This is a genomic window from Paenibacillus sp. FSL M7-1046 (assembly GCF_038007405.1).
Classification (GTDB): Bacteria; Bacillota; Bacilli; order Paenibacillales; family Paenibacillaceae; genus Paenibacillus_AQ.
Genome location: NZ_JBBOXB010000001.1, coordinates 59,505 through 78,898, shown reverse-complemented (window position 1 = coordinate 78,898; position 19,394 = coordinate 59,505). Strand labels below are relative to the sequence as shown.

Below are 19,394 nucleotides of genomic sequence, written 5' to 3'. Positions count from 1 at the left end.
ATTTAATTGTACATAGTATGGCCGCAGCAGGGTGTCTGCCGTCCCCATTACTAAAAAAAAGCACCGCACAGATGTGCGGTGCTCTTTTTTTGAAGCAGCGAATGCTTTGGTCCATCCAGGCTTTTATAAGCCCTTGGTCTTATCATCGTTGTAGGAGGAGGTTAGGATTCCGGTCAGGAACAGCAGAAATACCAGGGTTATGATCCAAAAGGTCAAGGAAAACGACATGCTGGACACCTCCATAAGGATCTGTATTCGTTATCCTGATTATAACCTGGTCTATATCAAAAACAAAAGAAAAATGTGAGATGCCGCACAGACAACTGGAAAAGTTATTTGAAAAACAGGAAGCTGGTCGGTACCTGGCGGAGATTCCCGTCCGATGGATTGTTAATGACCTTTCCTCTAAAGATCAGGGACGAAGATCCACCGCCATCCAGATTGTAGGCATCAATCACACCCATGTTGTACAGCTTGTTCTGGATTTCCTCCAGCGTAGCTCCGGAGTTGCCGTTTTCGTTGTAGCCGTCGGCCACGAGCACGAGAAGCTGATCATCCTTGTACTTGCCGATTACGGTGCGTGGGGCACGTTTGGGACTCGTCTTCCACTTATCCGGGATCACCATCTTGGTGTTGTTCTTCAGCAGGACCGGGACAAAGGTGGCGCCGAACACCGGCTCCAGCTGGTCGAGTTGTGTCCGGCTGAAGAATTTACCGCCGATCAGCTGTCCTGATTTATTCAGGCCAACGAAGCTGAGATCCTTGTAACTCGGCTCGAATCCGTACAAATATTGGCCGCCTACAACGGTTGTAGATAAGGGATAACGTTTACCGCCCTTATCGGCAAATCCTCCGGCATTGATGCCGGCTGTTGCACCGTAACGGTTGACGGCGCGCATGGTAGTTTCAGCTCCGCCGGAGCCGTCTCCGGCCAGGCTCATTTTCATGGCCGAAGCATCCTTCAGCTTAATTTTTAGGGCATAGGCTTTATAGTTACCGGGGTTTAACCGGTAAAGTTCGATGGTAATGCGGTCGCTGTTCACAATATCGGCAGGAATTCCCAGCCTGGCTGAAATTCTCCGGTTATAGATTTGCTCCGGGCGGGATGCCTGGGCTTTGGCGGTATTAACAATGGCATTCATCGCGTTTGTTGTTTGTTTGTAGAGCTGTGCACTGGCACCTATTGAATCTATGGTATAGGAAGCAGAGGACTCGGCCAGCTTCAAATCATTCTTCAAAGAGGTTGTTAATTCAAGCGGCCCCGGGGCTGCAGCGAACTGTTCTGTGTTCAGCTTCAGGTCAAGCGGCGGCTGATACCACCACAGACAGAGCAATAACCCGAAGAAGGGAGCAGTCAGCAGCATAAAGAACCGGTTGACTCGTTGGACAGGGGTTCTCATTTCAGCAGATCCATCTCTTTCTTCAGGGCATCGAGTTGCTTGCGGACCTCGTTTAACTGGGTATACAGCTTGTTGCTGTTGTCTGTCTTGCTGCTTGCATTGTCTTTGGTAAAGGTGAGCAGTTCATTAAAGCTCTGAACAGTGCTCTGCAATTCCTTCACCTCTTCAGAGAGAACGGCGATTCGCGATTCATAATCGGTCTTCAAAACGGTAAGCTGCTGCTGGCTTTGAGTGCCAAGTTCGCTCAGCACCTGCTGCTTTAGATGGTTGGTATAGCTGTACACGGCATAGAAGCCGAGCCCGATCATCAAAATCCAGAACAGTAAAAACCATTTTACGGAAGGGCCGCTTCTCGCTGCAGTACGGCGCGAGTGTACCGGGGTCGATTCCGCTAGCGGTTGCATTACATCACCTCAGGCTGTTTTTTTTCAAGTCCCCATTCTATCAGACTTTTTGAGTTTTCGCAAAAGTGAAAGAGAGTCTGAAAACGTGAAAAAGTAATTGCATCCTATTAAACTACTGCGATACAATTTCTATAGATTGGAATATCTGATGGGCGTATACAAGGTAAAAGAAGGAAGAAAGGATAAAAATGCAACCATCCTTGCATGCGCAATAACCGTAAAACCCCGAGGCGTTTTCCACTCTGGGTAAATTATATAGATAGCAGGAGGTAAGGGAGTTAATGATGAAGGTGTGGCGGGGGATCATCGTGGGATGTCATCCCACAAGTATGCTTGGAACAAAATTGATTTTGGAGGAAGGGGGGGAGCTGGAAATTCTGGGGATGTATTCGACTTGGAACGAAGGCGTTTACAATGTGCGTGAAAGTCAGCCGGACCTGGTGCTGGCGGATTATCAGATGCCGGAAGGAAATGTGGAGAGCATTCTGCCGGAGATGAAGAGCAGTTCGCCAAATTCTCATTTCATCATCATGACGGAAGAAGAGGACAAGACATTGTTTCAGCCGTTGCTTGAGCTTGGGGCAAGCGGAATACTCTCCAAGGGAGCTTCTCCCCGCCAGTTGCTGCTGATGATTGACGGATTGCGGGAAGGCTTCCTCTCCATACCGTTTGACTGGATTGAAAAAGGATTTCGGCTGGCACCATCGTCACAGGGACTGGATGCCGTCATGCAGCTGACCCAGACTGAGATGTTCATCATGGAGCGAATTGTGCAGGGAATCACTTATGACAAAATAGCACTAGAAATAGAGGTAAGCCGGCGTTCCATAGACAATTATTTGCGCAAAATTTATGTGAAGCTTGAAGTGTCGACGAGAGCGCAGGCTATCGAGAAGTTTGCTCTTTTCTCAAGGCAGAACAAGCAAATCTACGCATAGGATCACCCTAACGACATATTGCCGGCTGGACTGGAATATTCTTGGTACCAGGGGAGGGGGGAACATATGAAATATGAGTTTTCTGCCCGCGCACATACCTTGCTGTCTTCACCGCTGTTGAGTATCCGCACCAAGACGCGCCGGGGCACGTTGATTTCACTGGCGGAAGAGCTTCCGGCGGAAGAACTGTTCCCGCTGTCCTTGCTTGCCGAAACCGCGTCCACAGTCATCTCTGCAGATGCCGGGGCACTGCAGTACGGTGATCCGGAAGGGTACGGTCCGCTGCGGGAGTGGCTTACCGGGGATTGGCTGAAAGCCAAAGGTGTGGCTGTTGCCGAGGGCGGAGTTCTTCTGACAACGGGAAGTCAACAAGCCATCGATTTGCTGTCCAGGGTATACATAGATCCCGGAGACCGGGTTCTTGTAGAGAATCCCACCTCACCGGGCATTCTGCAGGCGCTTCGTATGCAGGGCGCGGTGATTATTCCCGTGCAGGGAGACAGGGACGGACTGCTGCCGGAGCATCTGCGTACCCAAATTCGGCAGCACCGGCCTAAGATGCTGTTTGCAACACCGAGCTTTACGAATCCAAGCGGTATTCTCTGGAGCCTGGCAAGACGCAAGGAGGTGCTGGAGCTGTGTACCGGCCATAACGTGCTGATTGTCGAAGACGATTCTTATGGTGATCTGCATTTTCAGCGTTATGGCCAGCATCCGTCCGTAAAATATCCGTCGCTTTATGCGCTGGAGAATGTAAGCGAGGGTGGACATGTGCTCTACATCGGTTCTTTCAGCAAAACGGTCGCGCCCGCTCTGCGGACGGGCTGGGCGGCAGGCAGCCGGGAGCTTATCGGCATGATGGCTGCCGCAAAGCAGATGGCCGACTGGCAGTCCAGCTCCCTGAATCAGCGGCTGCTGCATCATCTGCTGGATGTCACCTCTTTTGATCTGCGCGAGCATATTGCCCTCTTGAACCGGGAATACAATACCCGCCTCAAGCTAATGGCTGAACTGCTGAAGCGTCCGGCCTGGAAGAGCAGCACCTATAGTCTGCCGGAAGGCGGCATGTTCCTGTGGGTATCGCTGCCTGCTGGGCTGGACGCTATGGCACTGCTTAAGGCCTCGCTGACTAAAGGCGTAGCTTTCCTGCCCGGCCCGCTGTGTTGTGTCAGCGGCGGCGGCAACCGCATCCGCCTCAACTTCAGCCATCCCGGCCGGGATGAGCTGCTGCTGGGCATGAACCTGATGAGCGAGGCCGTGACGGAGTTTACGGCCCGGAGCTGAGGGGGAATGGAATAGGGTTATTGATGACAGCTGGGTTGATTGGTTAGAGTTTAGAAGTTAGAGGTTGTAGTTTGTGACATATGAGAGGCTATGAGTAGCGTCTGCTGTATTTAGTACAATAGATTCCCTGTTTTTGGCAGTCTGATAGGATTCTGTTGCATTCTGTGCAGGAGAATTGGGCGAGAATGGGCTTTTTGGGTGAACATGGGGGCGTGATCTCTACCCTATGAGCGAATTACGCGATAATTGCACTTTATACATCTAAAACTCCATATGGATGGGCGAATGAGGAGATAGCTGCACTTCGTACAACTAAATAGATGTCATTCGGGCCAAACGAAAGGATTCGCCATTTTTAATTGCAGAGCATACAACTATATCTTTGAAACAACTATATTGCTCCCGAATAGCTGCACCAAATACACTTATCTGAACTCGGAGCAAGCAACCTAAACCAGAGTTCATCCGCAGCAAACAACAATCAAGAGGTTGGCGGGAGTCAGCGGCCGATAATCTCAATAATCAACGCACTTACGTGTGGAAGGGCAGGAAGATGGAAATTAAAGCGGTGCTCTTCGATCTGGATGGAACGTTATTGGACCGCGAGTCCTCTCTGGTCTCTTTTGTCCGTGATCAGTATGAACGATATCCACAATTTCAGTCTGTTCCCAAAGAAAAATTTCTGCAGCGGTTTGTCGAGCTGGATCAGCACGGTTATGTCTGGAAAGATAAAGTGTATCAGCAGCTACTTGAGGACTTTTCTATCCGGGAGCTAAGCTGGGCAGAACTTCTGAATGATTATCTGCATGGTTTCCAAGGACATTGTATCGGATTTCCTAATTTGATGAGTATGCTTACAACATTAAAGGCAAACGGAATCAAACTTGCGCTGGTATCCAACGGCTATGGACAATTCCAATATGATAATTTTCAAGCTCTGGGGATCAGCCCTTTGTTCGATGAGGTGTTGATTTCAGAGTGGGAAGGTCTGCGCAAGCCGGATCCGGCTATCTTCCTTCGGGCATTGACTAAGCTAGGGGTTAAGGCGGAGGAAACGCTGTTTGTCGGCGACCATCCGGAGAATGATATCCGGGCGAGTCGCGCCGCAGGCCTCAGAGCAGCATGGAAACAAAGTACACAGTTTTCTACGGATGTAGAGGCGGATGTAATATTTGAAGATCTTAAGGAATTAGTTCAGTATGTAATAATCGATTAATAACAAATCGTTGGATATTGGCAGTGTGCAGGCTGGTATTGGTGAAAAGGCAAGTCTTCCGGTATGGGGGGCTTGCTTTTTGTTTATGCAAATACATGGCATTTCAGCGCAGCTTGCAGGGATGTTTCGAGTACAGGAGTCTAATAATTTGGAATGTATATATATGGATATAAGAAAGACCGAATGAAGAGGAGTGGCAATGTGGGAAATGTACTGGAATGTGCGAATCTGACGAAAATGTATGGAAAAAAGGCTGCTTTAAACGGACTGAATTTAACAGTTCCCAAGGGAAGTATAGTAGGGCTGTTGGGGCCGAACGGGGCGGGGAAAACGACGCTTATGAAGCTGATCGTGGCTTTGCTGCGGAATTATAAAGGGACGATTACAGTCGGTGGGCAACATCCCGGTGTGGAAACGAAAAAGATTGTATCCTATCTGCCGGACAGAGAATTTCTGTATTCATGGATGAGTATTGAGGAGTGCATTGATTTTTATCATCACGCTTTTGCCGATTTTCAGCGGGACAAGGCCTGCGGAATGATAGCGATGCTCGGATTGAATCTTAAAGATAAGGTGAAGTCCCTGTCCAAAGGAATGCAGGAGCGTGTGAGCATATCGCTTACGTTTGCACGCCGGGCCCAATTATTCGTACTTGATGAACCATTAGCGGCTGTCGATCCATCAACGCGTGATAAAATCATGCAGATTATCCTGGATAATTTTGACCCTGACAGCTCCATTCTGATCAGCACCCACCTGATTCGCGATGTCGAATGCCTGTTTACGCATATAGCGATTGTGGACGAAGGAAGAGTGCAGCTGCAGGGGAGCGTGGAGGAATTGAAACGGGAGTATGGCCTGCCCATTGAAGATTTGTTTAAAAGCATCGTTTAACCATTTGAGAAGGGGAGTAGTTACGTGATTCTAGTCCATCAATTTAAACTGGAGTGCAAAAGACATTTTGCAATGTTCGCCTCGTTAACCGGATTAAGCTGCTTAATCAACCTGTATTTCCTGTTCAGCTCAGGCCAAGATCTGGCATTTCTGATTCTCACCGTAAACATGGTCATCGGTATTCTGATCCCGGTGTACATCTATGTGGATTATTACAGGGAATTCTTCACGGGTACGATGCCGGTTAATCATATGCTGCCTGTCAAGACTTCATCGCTGTTTCTGGTGAAATCGGCTGTTTTTATGCTCGGCACCACGGCGGTATGGTCGACGACATTGCTGGAGGTGTTTTTAAATCCTGATGGCTTATATCAGGCGAGGATTGCTGATTCGGCCAGTCCGGCGCTAGGAATCCTGTATCTGTTGTTGTCCAAGCTGTGCAGTATTCCTGCCGGACTGGCCTTAATAGGACTGGCGCTGGCTGCAGGCAAAAGACAACGCAAACCGTTGTTAAGCCATCTCTGCATTGCTGTCCTGATTGGTGCGGTTGTTGCTGTCCAGTTCGCTCTGGTTATCCAGGACAGCTCGCACTGGAGCATAGGAACGTCGGCTAATGAGTCCTTCAAGCAATACGCCAATCTGCTGACGGTCAGTCCCATCTATCAGGAGCAGGCGGCCAATATTAACGATACGATCAGTTGGCAGTCTATTGGCATGAATCTGCTGGTCGCCTGTGTTGCAGGCAGCGGGGCAGCCCTTCTGCTGAACGGACGGAAATATGAGCTGTATGGAAAATAAAGTTTAGGCTCGGCTTCCGGTGATATTCGCATATTCGATCAGCGCCGCTGTTCCGGCGGCCGTGAGCGTGTAGCGGCCGCGCCCCACCCGGAAGAACCACCCATAGTAGTTCTTCTGCAGGAATGAGGCGGCGCCCGGCACGCCGCTTCTCTTGCGCAGCTCGGCGGGTGTGACGCCGAGCGGAGCTTTCGCCCGGCTGTCCGCAGCCGCCGGGCTAAGGGCAGACACAGCAGCGGCGTCCGCTGCTGTGTCTGCCCTTGGCGCGCCGCCGCGTCCGGCGCGCTTCGCGGCGAGGCCGGCCGCCGCAAGGGCGGCTTCGGCCTCTGCGGCCTGCAGCGCGAGCGCCACGCGCAGCGCCTTCTCGCGGTAGGCCGTCACGAGCTTGACGCGCGTGCTGCCGCCGGTGTTGTAGTCGCCGCTGCGCTCGCGGAACTCGTAGAGCAGCCGCTCGCGCCGCCGTGTGCGGCTGCGGGGCTGGGGCGGCGCGTCGCCCGGCTCCGCGAGCACCTCGACCAGCGGTGCCTTGGTCTTGTAAAAGACCACAGTGATCAGACCAAGGCCAAGGCGGCGGCATAGCCCGCTAAGCTCGCCCCAGCGCTGGTTCACCGCGCCTTTTTTGTCACGCACGCGCTCCACGGCGAGATAAACGTTGGGACTTAACCGCAATCGTTCAACCCCCTGCAGCAGCAGGGCGAGGTTGAACGATTTTTTCATCTCCACGATCAGCGGCTGCTCCTCACCCTCACGCAGGCCTACCAAATCACAGGTCCGTACCTCGCCTTTGATGTCATAGCCTTGTCTCTCAAAAAAACTCTTCAAAGGAGCATATAGCTCCGTTTCATGCTTTACGGCCATATTTGTCACTCCTGTGTCCTAATGTTGCGTCCCCGGCTGAATCTATAGGTTTACGGTTGAATGGCAAAGTGTCTGAATAAGCTTGGAGGACAAGCCCGCACTTTGTGCCGGTATTTTATAAGGGAAATCATGATTCTCTATTATAGCACAGCAAAAAAGAGGTAAACTATTCCGGGCTCGCCGCATAGGTATGTAATACACTTTTAAAGCTGTGGAGCAAGTAGGAGCGCAAGAGGAGGTAGCGAGCAATGGATATTTTTGAGCGTATAGCTTCGTATCGGGCTGAGAACGACCGTTTGGCGTGGAGCGGCACCTTCAAGGACTATATAGAACTGCTGAGAAAAGACCCCTCTCCCGCTAAAACAGCTCATTCCCGCGTATACGACATGATCAAGTCACACGGCGTAGAGGACATTAATGGACGCAAGCGGTATAAATTTTTTGAGCAGGAGATTTTTGGACTCGACCGGGCGGTGGAGAAGCTGGTGGAGGAATATTTTCATTCCGCAGCCCGGCGTCTAGACGTACGCAAACGGATATTGCTGCTTATGGGACCGGTCAGTGGAGGGAAATCGACATTGGTTACGCTGCTGAAACGTGGTCTTGAGCAGTATTCGCGTACGGATGCAGGAGCGGTGTATGCCATTGAAGGCTGCCCGATGCATGAGGACCCGCTTCATTTGATTCCGCTGGAGCTGCGCCCGGAGATCGAGAGAGAACTGGGTGTGCGGATCGAGGGCAATCTCTGCCCTTCCTGCCAAATGCGGCTGAAGAATGAATACCACGGTGACATCGAGCAGGTGAAGGTTGTGCGGGTGTTGCTGTCGGAGGAGGAGCGGGTGGGCATCGGGACCTTCAGTCCGTCCGATCCGAAGTCGCAGGATATCGCTGACCTCACAGGCAGCATCGACTTTTCCACGATTACCGAATTCGGTTCGGAATCCGATCCGCGCGCCTACCGCTTCGACGGGGAACTGAACAAAGCGAACCGCGGAGTGATGGAGTTCCAGGAAATGCTCAAATGCGATGAGAAGTTTCTGTGGAACCTGCTGTCGCTGACCCAGGAAGGCAACTTTAAAGCCGGGCGCTTCGCATTGATTTCGGCGGACGAGATGATCATTGCCCACACGAATGAAACGGAGTACAAATCCTTTATCTCCAACAAAAAGAATGAAGCACTTCAGTCCCGTATGATCGTCATGCCTGTGCCGTACAACCTGAGAGTGTCGGAAGAGGAAAAAATCTACGCCAAGCTGATCGCCCAAAGCGACATGAAGCATGTGCATATTGCGCCCCACGCGCTGCGCGCCGCTGCGATTTTCTCAATCCTGACCCGCCTGAAGGAGAGCAAGAAGCAGGGGATGGACCTGATCAAAAAGCTGCGCATGTATGACGGCGAAGAGGTTGAAGGTTACAAGGAAGCCGACCTCAAGGAGATGCAGACCGAATATTTGGATGAAGGCATGTCAGGCATCGACCCGCGTTATGTCATCAACCGGATTTCCAGCGCCCTGATCAAAGGCGACCTGCAGTGCATGAACGCACTGGATGTGCTGCGGGCGATCAAGGATGGCTTGGATCAGCACCCTTCGATTACCAAGGAGGAACGGGAACGGTATCTGAATTTCATTTCCATCGCCCGCAAGGAATACGATATTCTGGCCAAAAGCGAAGTGCAGAAGGCGTTCGTTTACTCTTTTGAAGAGTCCGCCAAAACGCTGTTCGAAAATTATCTCGATAATATCGAAGCCTTCTGCAACTGGGCCAAGATACGTGATCCGCTGACGGATGAGGAGATGGAGCCGGATGAGCGGCTGATGCGCTCCATTGAAGAGCAGATCGGCATTTCCGAAAATGCGAAAAAAGCTTTCCGTGAAGAAATCCTGATCCGTATTTCCGCCTATTCCCGCAAAGGCAAAAAGTTCGAGTACAACAACCACGACCGGCTGCGGGAAGCGATCGAGAAGAAGCTGTTTACCGATCTCAAGGATATCGTCAAGATTACCACCTCCTCCAAAACGCCGGATGAAAGCCAGCTCAAACGGATCAACGAGGTATCCAGACGCCTGATCGACGAGCATAACTACTGCCCGATCTGCGCCAACGAGCTGCTGAAATATGTCGGAAGTTTGCTGAACCGGTGATCGCATTCATTAGGCACATTCTCCAAAAAAGGTATCTGCAAGCTGCATACTTTTGTATGTAACTGCAACACTGCGGACTGCCATGAGGCGGTCCTTTTTGTGGTGTTTTTTTAAGCAAAATGTACTGCTGAACGCCCATGCAAAAGGCTGAAGCAGAAAGCTGGTGCACGATACATGCTGAACTTGCCAAAGGGGCAACGGAGCGTACAGCACTTACTTATGTACTTTGAGCTCATATACCCAGATTCACGGACCGTATAGTCCTTGTGATGCTGCAAATACCGTCAAATATAGCGAATATGGAGAAATAGCCACCAAAAATACATACAAAAGTCGACATTTTCATAGGAATATCAGTTTTTTCTTATAGTCGAAATTTAGGAGATCGTGTAATTTAATAGCGGATTGATTTTTTTTTATCATTGGAGGGAAGAACGTTGTCGAAGATGAAGATTTTGAAGAAAGGTTTTGCCTTATTACTTGTGATTTGTTTCACGATATCTCCGTACGCCTCCGTATTCGCCGGGACGGCTTCGGATATTTCCGGGAATTGGGCCGAACCGCAAATTAGCAAGTGGATGGAAAAAGGCTTCATCTCCGGATATCCGGATGGCCGCTTTAAACCGGCCAATCCCATCACCAGAGCCGAGCTGGTTTCATTAGTTAACAAATCCTTTGGATTTGTGGAGAGCAAGTCCGTGGAGTTCAAGGATGTGGCAGCTTCGAGCTGGGTGTATCCGGAGTTGTTAAAAGCAAATGCTGCTGGATACATTAGCGGATATGGCAACGGCTCTTTTGGACCGGGCAACAAGGTTACCCGACAGGAATTAGCGGTCATTGTCAGCAAACTGCTCGGGTTGACTGCATCAGCAGATGCCAACTTCAGCGATACAGCAGATAGTCCGGCGTGGTGCAAAGACGCTATCAGTGCAGTGCAGGAGAAGGGGATTATGCAGGGCTTTGCAGACAACAGCTTTCATCCGGGTGATCGGGCAACCCGCGCCGAGGCTGTAGTTATTTTGGATAGAGCTCTGGACATACATAATTCAGCAGTAAGCGTAACATACAGTACACCAGGGACCTATGGCCCTGAAGCAGGGAATGCCGCCACCCTTCAGAATGTTATCATCAACTCGCCGGATATTAAACTCCGGAATACGACGATCAGCGGTAATTTACTCTTAGGAGAAGGTATAGCAGAAGGCGAAGCGGTCCTTGAGAATGTGACCGTCAAGGGAACGACTACCGTCTCCGGCGGCGGTGCTCACAGCATTCATTTTGACAAGAGCATTCTTGGCACGGTCATCATCGACAAAAAGAATGGCAGTGTAAGAATTGTGGCTGAAGGAACGACAACGGTTGCCAATCTGCAGGTTCAATCGGAAGCGGCGATTGAATCGATCACGGGGGCAGCTGTTGGTGCAGTAACCTTATCGAAAGAGCTGCCGGCAAATGCCAAGATAAGCTTGAAAGGCAGCTTTAAGGAAGTCAACATTCAAGCACATAATATTGCTGTAGATATTCCTGAAGGCACGATTCAGAGTCTAAACGTGGCTAAAGAAGCCACAGGTAATAAACTGAAGAATGAAGCCAGCATCACAACGATGAATATCAATACTGGCCTGGATGTTACAGGCAAAGGTAAAATTGACACTGCGGTCATCAATGCCGTAGGCATTACGATGGAAACTTCGCCAGTCAAGCTGGAAGCTGGTAAAGACAGCGGCTCCGATATTAAGGTCAAGATTGGCGGTGTTGACAAGTCGGCTGCGACGCCATCACCAACAGCGGCGGGAAACGCTAATCCGGCTGTACCGTCGACAACGGCAACCCCGACACCAGCGGCGACAGCAACGCCTGTGGTGACAGCAACGCCAGCCGCAACAGCAACGCCAGCCGCAACAGCAACGCCAGCCGCAACAGCAACGCCAGCCGCGACAGCAACGCCAGTGGCTACAGCAACGCCAGTGGCTACAGCAACGCCAGTGGCTACAGCAACACCAGTGGCTACAGCAACGCCTGTGGCGACAGCCACAGCCAAGCCAACCGCAAAACCAACAGCGACCCCGCCGCCAGCATTAAGCGGCAATGTTAAGGGTAGTTTTACGTATGCAGACGGATCGATGGTTGAAGAGGGAACCCTGTATCTATACAGGCTGAAGAATGGAGTCGGAATCACCTACGAAGCAGAGCTGAAGAACGGATGGTTCGGAATAGAGCTGCCGGACGGTAAGTATTACTTGAACCAGCTTAATACCGGGGGGAATCAAGAGGTTATTGCTTTGTCCCGTCAATTTACTGTCGCTGACGGTAAGCTGGATTCAGGGACGCTGCAGCTGACCTTGTCTCCGAAATTGTCGGGGACCTTTCAATTTGCCGATGGCAGCACAATCAGCAATGGAAGTCTGAGCATCAACAGCGTCAATACCAATCCTTCTTCCAATTACAGTGTTGTGGTCCGGAATGGGACCTTCAGTCTGTACCTGCCTGATGGCAATTATCAGGTCAGCAGTTTATATAAACACGATAGCCAAGAGAGTCTTTCAGTGAACTATACGTTCACCATTACAGGAGGACAATCTTCACCGAGTCCGCTAAGTATTACGCTTCCTGCAGCTGTTACAGGAACAATCAGCAATTTCGACGGAACACCGGTTGCATCCGGAAGGCTGTATGTGAACCGGACAGATTCCGGCACTTACCCAACCTATTTTGCCGCAATCAAGGATGGTGAGTTTACCCTCTACTTGCCGGACGGGAATTACCGCACCTATAATCTTAATACTCCCGAGGAACAGATGATTGGTTTCTACCAGTCATTCAGCGTATCCGGCGGCAAGACGAGTCCGAATCCGCTTGAAATAAAGCTGCCGAAGCTGTTTACAGGAAAATTAAGCTATTCGGATGGAAGCTCCACCGGCAACGGTTCGGTGTACCTGCAGAACACAACGAACGGAAACGGTTATATCAGCTATTCTTCCGAGGTAATAGATGGCCAATTTAGCGTCTACTTGCCAGACGGCACGTATAAGTTGACCGAATTCAATAATTATGATAACTCTGAAAGAATATCGCTGAACTACAGCTTCACTATAGCTGACGGTCAGTCAGCTCCGGATCCCATTAAGGTTGTCGTTCCCAAGAAGCTTACGGGAACTGTTGTGGATAGTGAAAACCAGCCAGTGAACTCCGGCAGGCTGTATGTGCGTACCACAACCACTCCAGTAATCGAATATGCTACAGCTATCAAAGACAGCAGGTTCACACTGTATCTCCCTGATGGCTCATATCAGGTATATACGTATTATGACAGCCAAAACAACATGACTCCACTCAGCTATTCATTTACAGTGTTAGACGGACAAACCGTTCCAAGCAATTTAAATCTAATTATTCCTTCGAAAAATGTGACGGGGACTGTGAAGTATTCAGATGGCAGAGTGGTTGAGAATGGAACGGTCTACATTTTTGATCAAAATCCCTCAACTCTTACTTCGGTCGGTGCCAAAGTGAAAAACGGCTCTTTCAGTGTCTATCTGCCGGATGGAGATTATAAGATTAGCAGCTACTATAGCGAAGACAGCAATGAATCGCAACAGGTCTCTTATACCTTCAAAGTTGTGAATAACAAAAGCTTACCTGATCCGTTGTCTGTAGTCGTGCAGCTCAAGAACGTAACGGGGACGTTGCAATTCGAGGATGGTTCAACAATAAAGGATGGGTTTCTGTCCATTACAGAAGAGACCACCCAAGCCTTTGTAACGATTCAAGTGAAGGACGGGAAGTTTAGCTCTTATCTGCCTGACGGCAAGTATAAAGTGGACAGATACAACGTCACAGGCCCACAGGAGAATATGTATCTCACCTACAACTTTACGGTAGCCGGAGGGAAACCGGTCCCGGCTCTGCTGGATATTAAAGTCCCCAATTATAATGTAACGGGTACACTTAAATATCCGGACGGATCAATGGTTCCCGATGGCATATTGTCAGTCAGAGGTCAGACGGCAGGAGCCAGAACTTCTGTGGCTAAAGGACAATTTACACTTACCTTGGCGCCGGGTAAATATGATGTGTACAGTTACAACGATTCAGCTATTCCGGCCTACTCGTTCGAAATTGTTGATAAGCAAATGAAAACTCTGGATATTACCATCCCTTTCAAGAGCGAGATTAAGGTAACCTATGCTGATGGTACAGCACTTGGTAGGAGCTACTTAAATATCAGCACTGATGGAGGGACATATACGAGCTACGGTACTTCTTCACAAGATGGCGTATTCAGTCTTTATCTTCCCGATGGAAAGTATAAGCTATATAGTGTAACAGTTAATGATACCAAGGAGAATATTCCATTATATACTGGCATCACTGTAACTGATGGACATTTTAACCCGCAGCCTTATATTCTGAAGCTTCCTCCAAAAGTTTCGGGCTCAATCATTAGTGCAAATGGAACACCAGTTGCCAATGGAACAATCTTTCTCCACAGTGTCGGGGGCAGCGAATACAAAGCATACTCTGCTGTAATCAAGGACGGACAGTTCTCCTTGTATCTCCCGGAGGATGACTACACAGTGGATAAATTCACTGATGAAGCCAGTCAGAAGGACATTAAAATCTACTATTCCTTTAGTGTTGCAGCTGGACAGTCAGTGCCCAATCCGCTTGTGATTACCGTGCCTGTGGAGTATTCCGGTACAGTCACTAAAGGCGGTAAACCTATGACTGGCGTTGTTCTATACTTGCATGACACTGACAACAATAACTCGTATTCAGGACAAATAAAAGACGGGAAATTCACCGTACTCTTGCCTGACGGAAACTACCAGCTCGATAGGGTCAATGACATGAATAACTTCAAGGATTATACGCTCAATCTGAAGTTCAAAGCCGCAGCCGGGGTCGTAGATCCCGGGGACTCTCTAACCATTACGATTCCTTAAGCAGATCTCTTGCACAGCAACACAATATCTTAAAAAGTATCATATATACAACAGGCAAGCTTCCGGTATAAGGGACTTGCCTGTTTTTTAGCGTGTACTGCCGAACAGCAGTCTTCCTATCTTCCGGTGTAAGCCGGGTTTACTCCTGCATCGATTGTATAAGCCGCTTAAATTGCTTCTTAGCAAACGAGGAACAGCCCGCTTGCAAACTGCTTGTTATAATGAAATCACCGTACGGGGAAAGGCTGGGTGACTCATTGAATTACAGCAAGGATATTGAGAGATGTATCGATTATATTGAGGGAAATATCAAAGACAACCTGACTGCTGAGAAGATTGCCGCCGAGGCCGGATATTCGCTATATCATTTTAGCCGGGTATTCAGTCTGTGCAAGGAGATGTCTGTAATGGAATATGTACGGAGCCGGAAGCTGTCACTGGCAGCGGTCGAATTGTTCAGCGGACGGAGAATTATTGATATTGCGCTGGAGTATGGCTTTGAGACGCCAGGCGGATTTACCAAGGCGTTTCGCAAGGCCTATGGCTATAGCCCATCGCAGTATGCGTCCCGTATGGACGGTTATCTTCAGGGCGGTTCTGTTGTCAAAATCGGAGGTTATTTAATGAATCCAGTTATTATGCATAAACCGGCCTTTAAGGTCGCTGGTTACGGTATTGAAACCAATGTGGCCGAAGGCAATTATACCAAGGATATCGCTTCTTTCTGGAGCCATTATGATGGAGAGAACCTGGAATCCAAAATGTATGAAATTCTCGCACCTCCAAGGCACGGAGAAGTCGGCTTATGTGTTCCGGCCGCTGAGAGCGGAAACGCTACTTATCTGCTTGGCGTGATCGTTGACGATTTTAGCCAGGTGACCGATGAGATGCTGACAGTTGAAGTCCCTGAGGCAGACTACGCGGTATTCACCACACCACCCGTGGATACTTCGGAAGAGAAGGATCAGGGGGATTTTGTTCAGGTGATTAAGAGCACCTGGAAGTATATTTTTGAGGAATGGTTCAAGGACAGCGGGTATGTCTATGACGAAGGCAAGCTAGATTACGAGTTCTACGATGAACGCTGCCATTCCAGGGTGGATACGGTGATGGAGATTTATGTTCCGGTGAGGGTGCGACTTTAACATTTGAAAGATGGGCAAAGGCTGCCGGTGAATGAGCTTCACTGCGCGAATATTTGGACTTCCGGCCGCTGTTAAGGTTGGATTTCTTGATTTGAGCCGCTGTGCAGCGGTGGAAATCCAACCTTAAAGGCGGACGCTATCGCTCCTGCAGTTCCAAAATTCTCTCCGTTACGCTCACCTCCACAGCCTTTGCCTGTTTTCCTATTGTTAAGGTCGCTGTGGGTAGCGACCTTAAGAATAGCCCGCTCGCACAAAGTATGTGCTCGCGGGCCTTTCTTTTTAGGATCGCCTGAAGCTATGTGCAGGCGACCTTTAAACATATCAAAGCAAAAGCGTATTACACAAACTTGCGTTGCACCTTTTTACCGTCATAGGTAAAAAGGGCTTTTTTGTCTTCTACTACGGTTTGGAGGTGCACGGTCCGGCCCCAGAGGGCATAGATGTGCGGGAGCGTGCGTTCCAGATATTTCAGGTCAAGCTCAATACTCTCGTAGCGGTGGGCGATCAGCAGTTCGCCATTGCGCTCGTAATCGGCATCCTGAACAACAAGGTAGGGAGAGCCGCCGTTGACCCGGGCAAGCACAAGCTGGTCGCGTACATTTTCCCAGGCTTTGTCGGTGATTTTCCATTCCGGACCTTTTTTCTCAAAGACATAGAGGTCGAGGTCATTGACCAGCTCTTTGGACAGGTAGCTGCGGATAAATGAAATGTCGGAATCCAGTTCACGTACCTCAAACATTTTGTCGCGGTCCCAGCGGCGTTCGATGTCTTCAAATATTTTGAGTCCCAGGTAGTAAGGGTTCAAGCTCTGGCGGGAAGGCTGCACGACTGAGGAATTGAGCTTCGAGTATTCAATTGTCTCCTCAGGAGTCAGGTCCAGCTCGCGCATGATCCGCTGATGCCAATAGGAGGCCCAGCCTTCGTTCATGATCTTGGTCTCCATCTGCGGCCAGAAATAGAGCATTTCGTCACGCAGCATCGTCATAATATCGCGCTGCCAGTCCTCCAGCACGGTCGAATACTGCTGGATGAACCAGACGATATCCTTCTCCGGCTCAGGCGGGAAGGCCCGTTTTCCTGCGGTTTCCGCTGCCTGTGGCTCTGCTGAAGCCGGATCCAGATTCCATAGCTCGCTATAAGGACTTGGTGTAGCGTTACCGCCGGCTGGGGCATCCTTGCGTTCCTTCATCTTGGCTTCCAGCAGATGGGTTTTTCCCAGCTTACGCGGCTGGATCAGACTGGGGTCGATATGCTCCTGTATGGCCAGTACGGAGTCAATGAAGTTCTCCACAGTATCCGTTCCGTAGGTCACCGAATAGCCGGCAATCCGGTCGGCTGTGGCTGACATGCTCTCGACCATATCCCGGTTGGACATGGAGAAGCGCATGTTGTTCTTAAAGAAATCGCAATGCGCCAGCACATGCGCGACAATCAGCTTGTTCTGGATCAGCGAGTTTCCGTCCAGCAGGAAGGCATAACAGGGATTGGAGTTAATGACGAGCTCATAGATTTTGCTTAGTCCGAAATCGTATTGCGATTTCATTTTGTGAAACGTTTTTCCGAAGCTCCAGTGTCCAAATCGGGTAGGCATTCCATAGGCCCCGAACGTGTAAATAATATCGGCAGGACATATTTCATAACGCATCGGGTAAAAATCCAGCCCAAATCCGGTTGCAATCTCCGTGATCTCGGCAATCGCCCGCTCCAGTGCTTTAATCTCATCCCCGGGCATGAATCCATCGCTCCTTCCAGCTTGCTGTGTTTGCTGCAACCTATTCCGGCTAGACCGCAGAGGTTCCGTTAGATCGGTTCTGTTCTTCTTAATGTATATGGGAGGAGGGGAGGGAGTATGATGCCGTGAATCGGGAGTTGGATAAATAGACTTCATGTAAATTGGAGTATGTAATCGAAGAGTTAAAAAATAGGATGGCGTAAAATAAGTTGTGTACCAAGATTTGGAGCCTAGTCAGGCAACAAAAAAGTAGGGTATTCTCGGGATTGCGAAGTCCACCAAGAAAGGAACCCTACTCGATGACTATTTTACCCGAAAACCAGCTGAATAATCTATTTGAAAATCTTGTCACTCAGTTTGTAAAAGACAACATGGAATCCATCATGCGTGCCGAAATCCAGGCGTTCATGTCCAGTGAGGAAGCAGGTACACGTAATAGCCGCAACGGATACTACACGCGAGATCTGCATACAAAATACGGCAACCTGGAGGGTCTGGAGGTCCCCCGCGACCGCCAGGCCCTCTTCCAAACTCAACTGTTTGAGCCGTACCAGCGGCGGGACGGTTGGCTCGAGGAGGCGGTGATCCAGATGTACAAATCGGGCATGGGAACCCGGGATGTAGCCCGTTTTATTGAAAGCATGTTCGGGAGCCATTACTCTCCGACAACCGTTAGCAATATTACCGCTACCGTCCTTGACGATATCCACCAGTGGCAGAAACGACCGTTAAGCAAGCGCTACTCCGTGATCTATCTGGATGGGCTGTACGTGAAGCTCAAACGGGGTACTGTCCGTGGGGAGGTGGTCTATTTTGCGATGGGTATCGACGAAGAAGGACAACGTCAAATCCTGGGGTTCTACGTTGGCGGTCAAGAGAGTTCGAATGGCTGGCGGGAGGTCCTTAAAGACCTGTACACCCGCGGAGCGCAGGAAGTGCTGCTGGGTGTATTTGACGGACTTCCAGGGCTCGATGCTGCCTTTAAAGAGACGTACCCGCAGGCGGATGTGCAGCATTGTGTCGTGCACAAAGTGCGAGCCACGTTCCCCAAAATCCGAATCGAGCACAAAACCGATGTCATTGAAGCCCTGAAGACGGTGTATACCGCACCGGATGAGGAAGTGGCCCGGGCTACCTTTGATACGGTCAAGGCCAAGTGGAACAAGCTGTATCCGAAGGAAATGAAGTCTTGGGAGGAACAGTTGTCCACACTCCTAACGTTCTACAAGTATCCGGAATCCATCCGCAAAGCGATCTACACGTCGAACCCCATTGAGCGAATGAACAAGGAAATCCGCAAGCGCCTCAAACCGATGAACAGTTTGACGAATATGGATGCGGCCGAGAAAATCGTGTATCTAGAAATGCTAGACTACAATGAGCGTCATGCAGAACGGGTCGTCCCTGGCTTTGGTATGGATACCGTCAAAAAGAAGCTAAATGAGCTATTTGAAGCGCGCTACCCTTCCTTGCCCACACCCGGAGAGGAGTAACTGATAAATCCTGTTTCTGGGGGTCGGGGTTCCCCCTTCCCCCAGAAACACCTACACCCCCACCCCGTACCCGGGGAGGTACTTCTACTCTTTACACAAACTTCTTGACGCTACCAAAAATAGCAAGAGCTACCTGAGCATAAGT

The 19,394-nt window shown here is 49.9% G+C and carries 13 protein-coding genes; 9 read left to right on the top strand and 4 right to left on the bottom strand.

Annotated elements, in window-relative coordinates:
• Positions 1 to 332: 332 nt before the first annotated feature.
• Both NYE29_RS00255 and NYE29_RS00250 read right to left on the bottom strand, forming a co-directional pair.
• Positions 333 to 1,400, bottom strand: a complete 1,068-nt coding sequence (locus NYE29_RS00255) for a phosphodiester glycosidase family protein (RefSeq protein ID WP_076113062.1) — start codon at positions 1,398 to 1,400, stop codon at positions 333 to 335.
• Positions 1,397 to 1,804: a hypothetical protein gene (locus NYE29_RS00250; RefSeq protein ID WP_038588412.1), complete on the bottom strand. Its 408-nt coding sequence runs from the start codon at positions 1,802 to 1,804 to the stop codon at positions 1,397 to 1,399. The genes NYE29_RS00255 and NYE29_RS00250 overlap by 4 nt, the downstream gene beginning before the upstream one ends.
• Before the next feature lie 281 nt (positions 1,805 to 2,085).
• Between NYE29_RS00250 and NYE29_RS00245 the strand changes: the two genes are divergently transcribed.
• The 5 genes from NYE29_RS00245 (at position 2,086) to NYE29_RS00225 (ending at position 6,934) form a co-directional block, all read left to right on the top strand.
• The gene (locus NYE29_RS00245; protein WP_076113063.1) at positions 2,086 to 2,742 is read left to right on the top strand and encodes a response regulator transcription factor; all 657 of its coding nucleotides are present in this window, start codon (positions 2,086 to 2,088) and stop codon (positions 2,740 to 2,742) included.
• 66 nt (positions 2,743 to 2,808) lie between these two features.
• Positions 2,809 to 4,026, top strand: a complete 1,218-nt coding sequence (locus NYE29_RS00240; RefSeq protein WP_340893747.1) for an aminotransferase-like domain-containing protein — start codon at positions 2,809 to 2,811, stop codon at positions 4,024 to 4,026.
• A 553-nt stretch (positions 4,027 to 4,579) separates the two neighbouring features.
• Positions 4,580 to 5,242: an HAD family hydrolase gene (locus NYE29_RS00235; protein ID WP_340893745.1), complete on the top strand. Its 663-nt coding sequence runs from the start codon at positions 4,580 to 4,582 to the stop codon at positions 5,240 to 5,242.
• 201 nt (positions 5,243 to 5,443) lie between these two features.
• Positions 5,444 to 6,136 (top strand): ABC transporter ATP-binding protein, encoded by a 693-nt coding sequence (locus NYE29_RS00230; RefSeq protein WP_340893743.1) that lies wholly within the window; start codon positions 5,444 to 5,446, stop codon positions 6,134 to 6,136.
• A gap of 24 nt (positions 6,137 to 6,160) precedes the next feature.
• Positions 6,161 to 6,934 carry a hypothetical protein gene (locus NYE29_RS00225; RefSeq protein ID WP_340893741.1) on the top strand — a complete coding sequence of 258 codons (774 nt, stop codon included), beginning with the start codon at positions 6,161 to 6,163 and terminating at the stop codon, positions 6,932 to 6,934.
• 3 nt (positions 6,935 to 6,937) lie between these two features.
• Here NYE29_RS00225 and NYE29_RS00220 read toward each other — a convergent pair whose 3' ends face one another.
• Entirely contained in the window at positions 6,938 to 7,789 is an 852-nt protein-coding gene (locus NYE29_RS00220) for a DUF2161 family putative PD-(D/E)XK-type phosphodiesterase (RefSeq protein ID WP_340893740.1), read from the bottom strand.
• A gap of 248 nt (positions 7,790 to 8,037) precedes the next feature.
• Here NYE29_RS00220 and NYE29_RS00215 point away from each other — a divergent pair, with 248 nt between their 5' ends.
• From NYE29_RS00215 to NYE29_RS00205, 3 genes are all read left to right on the top strand, one after another.
• Positions 8,038 to 9,933 carry a PrkA family serine protein kinase gene (locus NYE29_RS00215; RefSeq protein ID WP_038588431.1) on the top strand — a complete coding sequence of 632 codons (1,896 nt, stop codon included), beginning with the start codon at positions 8,038 to 8,040 and terminating at the stop codon, positions 9,931 to 9,933.
• A 446-nt stretch (positions 9,934 to 10,379) separates the two neighbouring features.
• Positions 10,380 to 14,879, top strand: a complete 4,500-nt coding sequence (locus tag NYE29_RS00210; RefSeq protein ID WP_340899566.1) for an S-layer homology domain-containing protein — start codon at positions 10,380 to 10,382, stop codon at positions 14,877 to 14,879.
• A gap of 221 nt (positions 14,880 to 15,100) precedes the next feature.
• Positions 15,101 to 16,024, top strand: coding sequence for an AraC family transcriptional regulator (locus tag NYE29_RS00205; RefSeq protein ID WP_340893739.1), 924 nt, complete (start codon positions 15,101 to 15,103; stop codon positions 16,022 to 16,024).
• Between the two features lie 337 nt (positions 16,025 to 16,361).
• Here NYE29_RS00205 and NYE29_RS00200 read toward each other — a convergent pair whose 3' ends face one another.
• Entirely contained in the window at positions 16,362 to 17,756 is a 1,395-nt protein-coding gene (locus NYE29_RS00200) for a SpoVR family protein (RefSeq protein ID WP_340893738.1), read from the bottom strand.
• Positions 17,757 to 18,055: 299 nt separating this feature from the next.
• Here NYE29_RS00200 and NYE29_RS00195 point away from each other — a divergent pair, with 299 nt between their 5' ends.
• Positions 18,056 to 19,249, top strand: coding sequence for an IS256 family transposase (locus NYE29_RS00195; protein WP_076114668.1), 1,194 nt, complete (start codon positions 18,056 to 18,058; stop codon positions 19,247 to 19,249).
• Positions 19,250 to 19,394 lie beyond the last annotated feature (145 nt).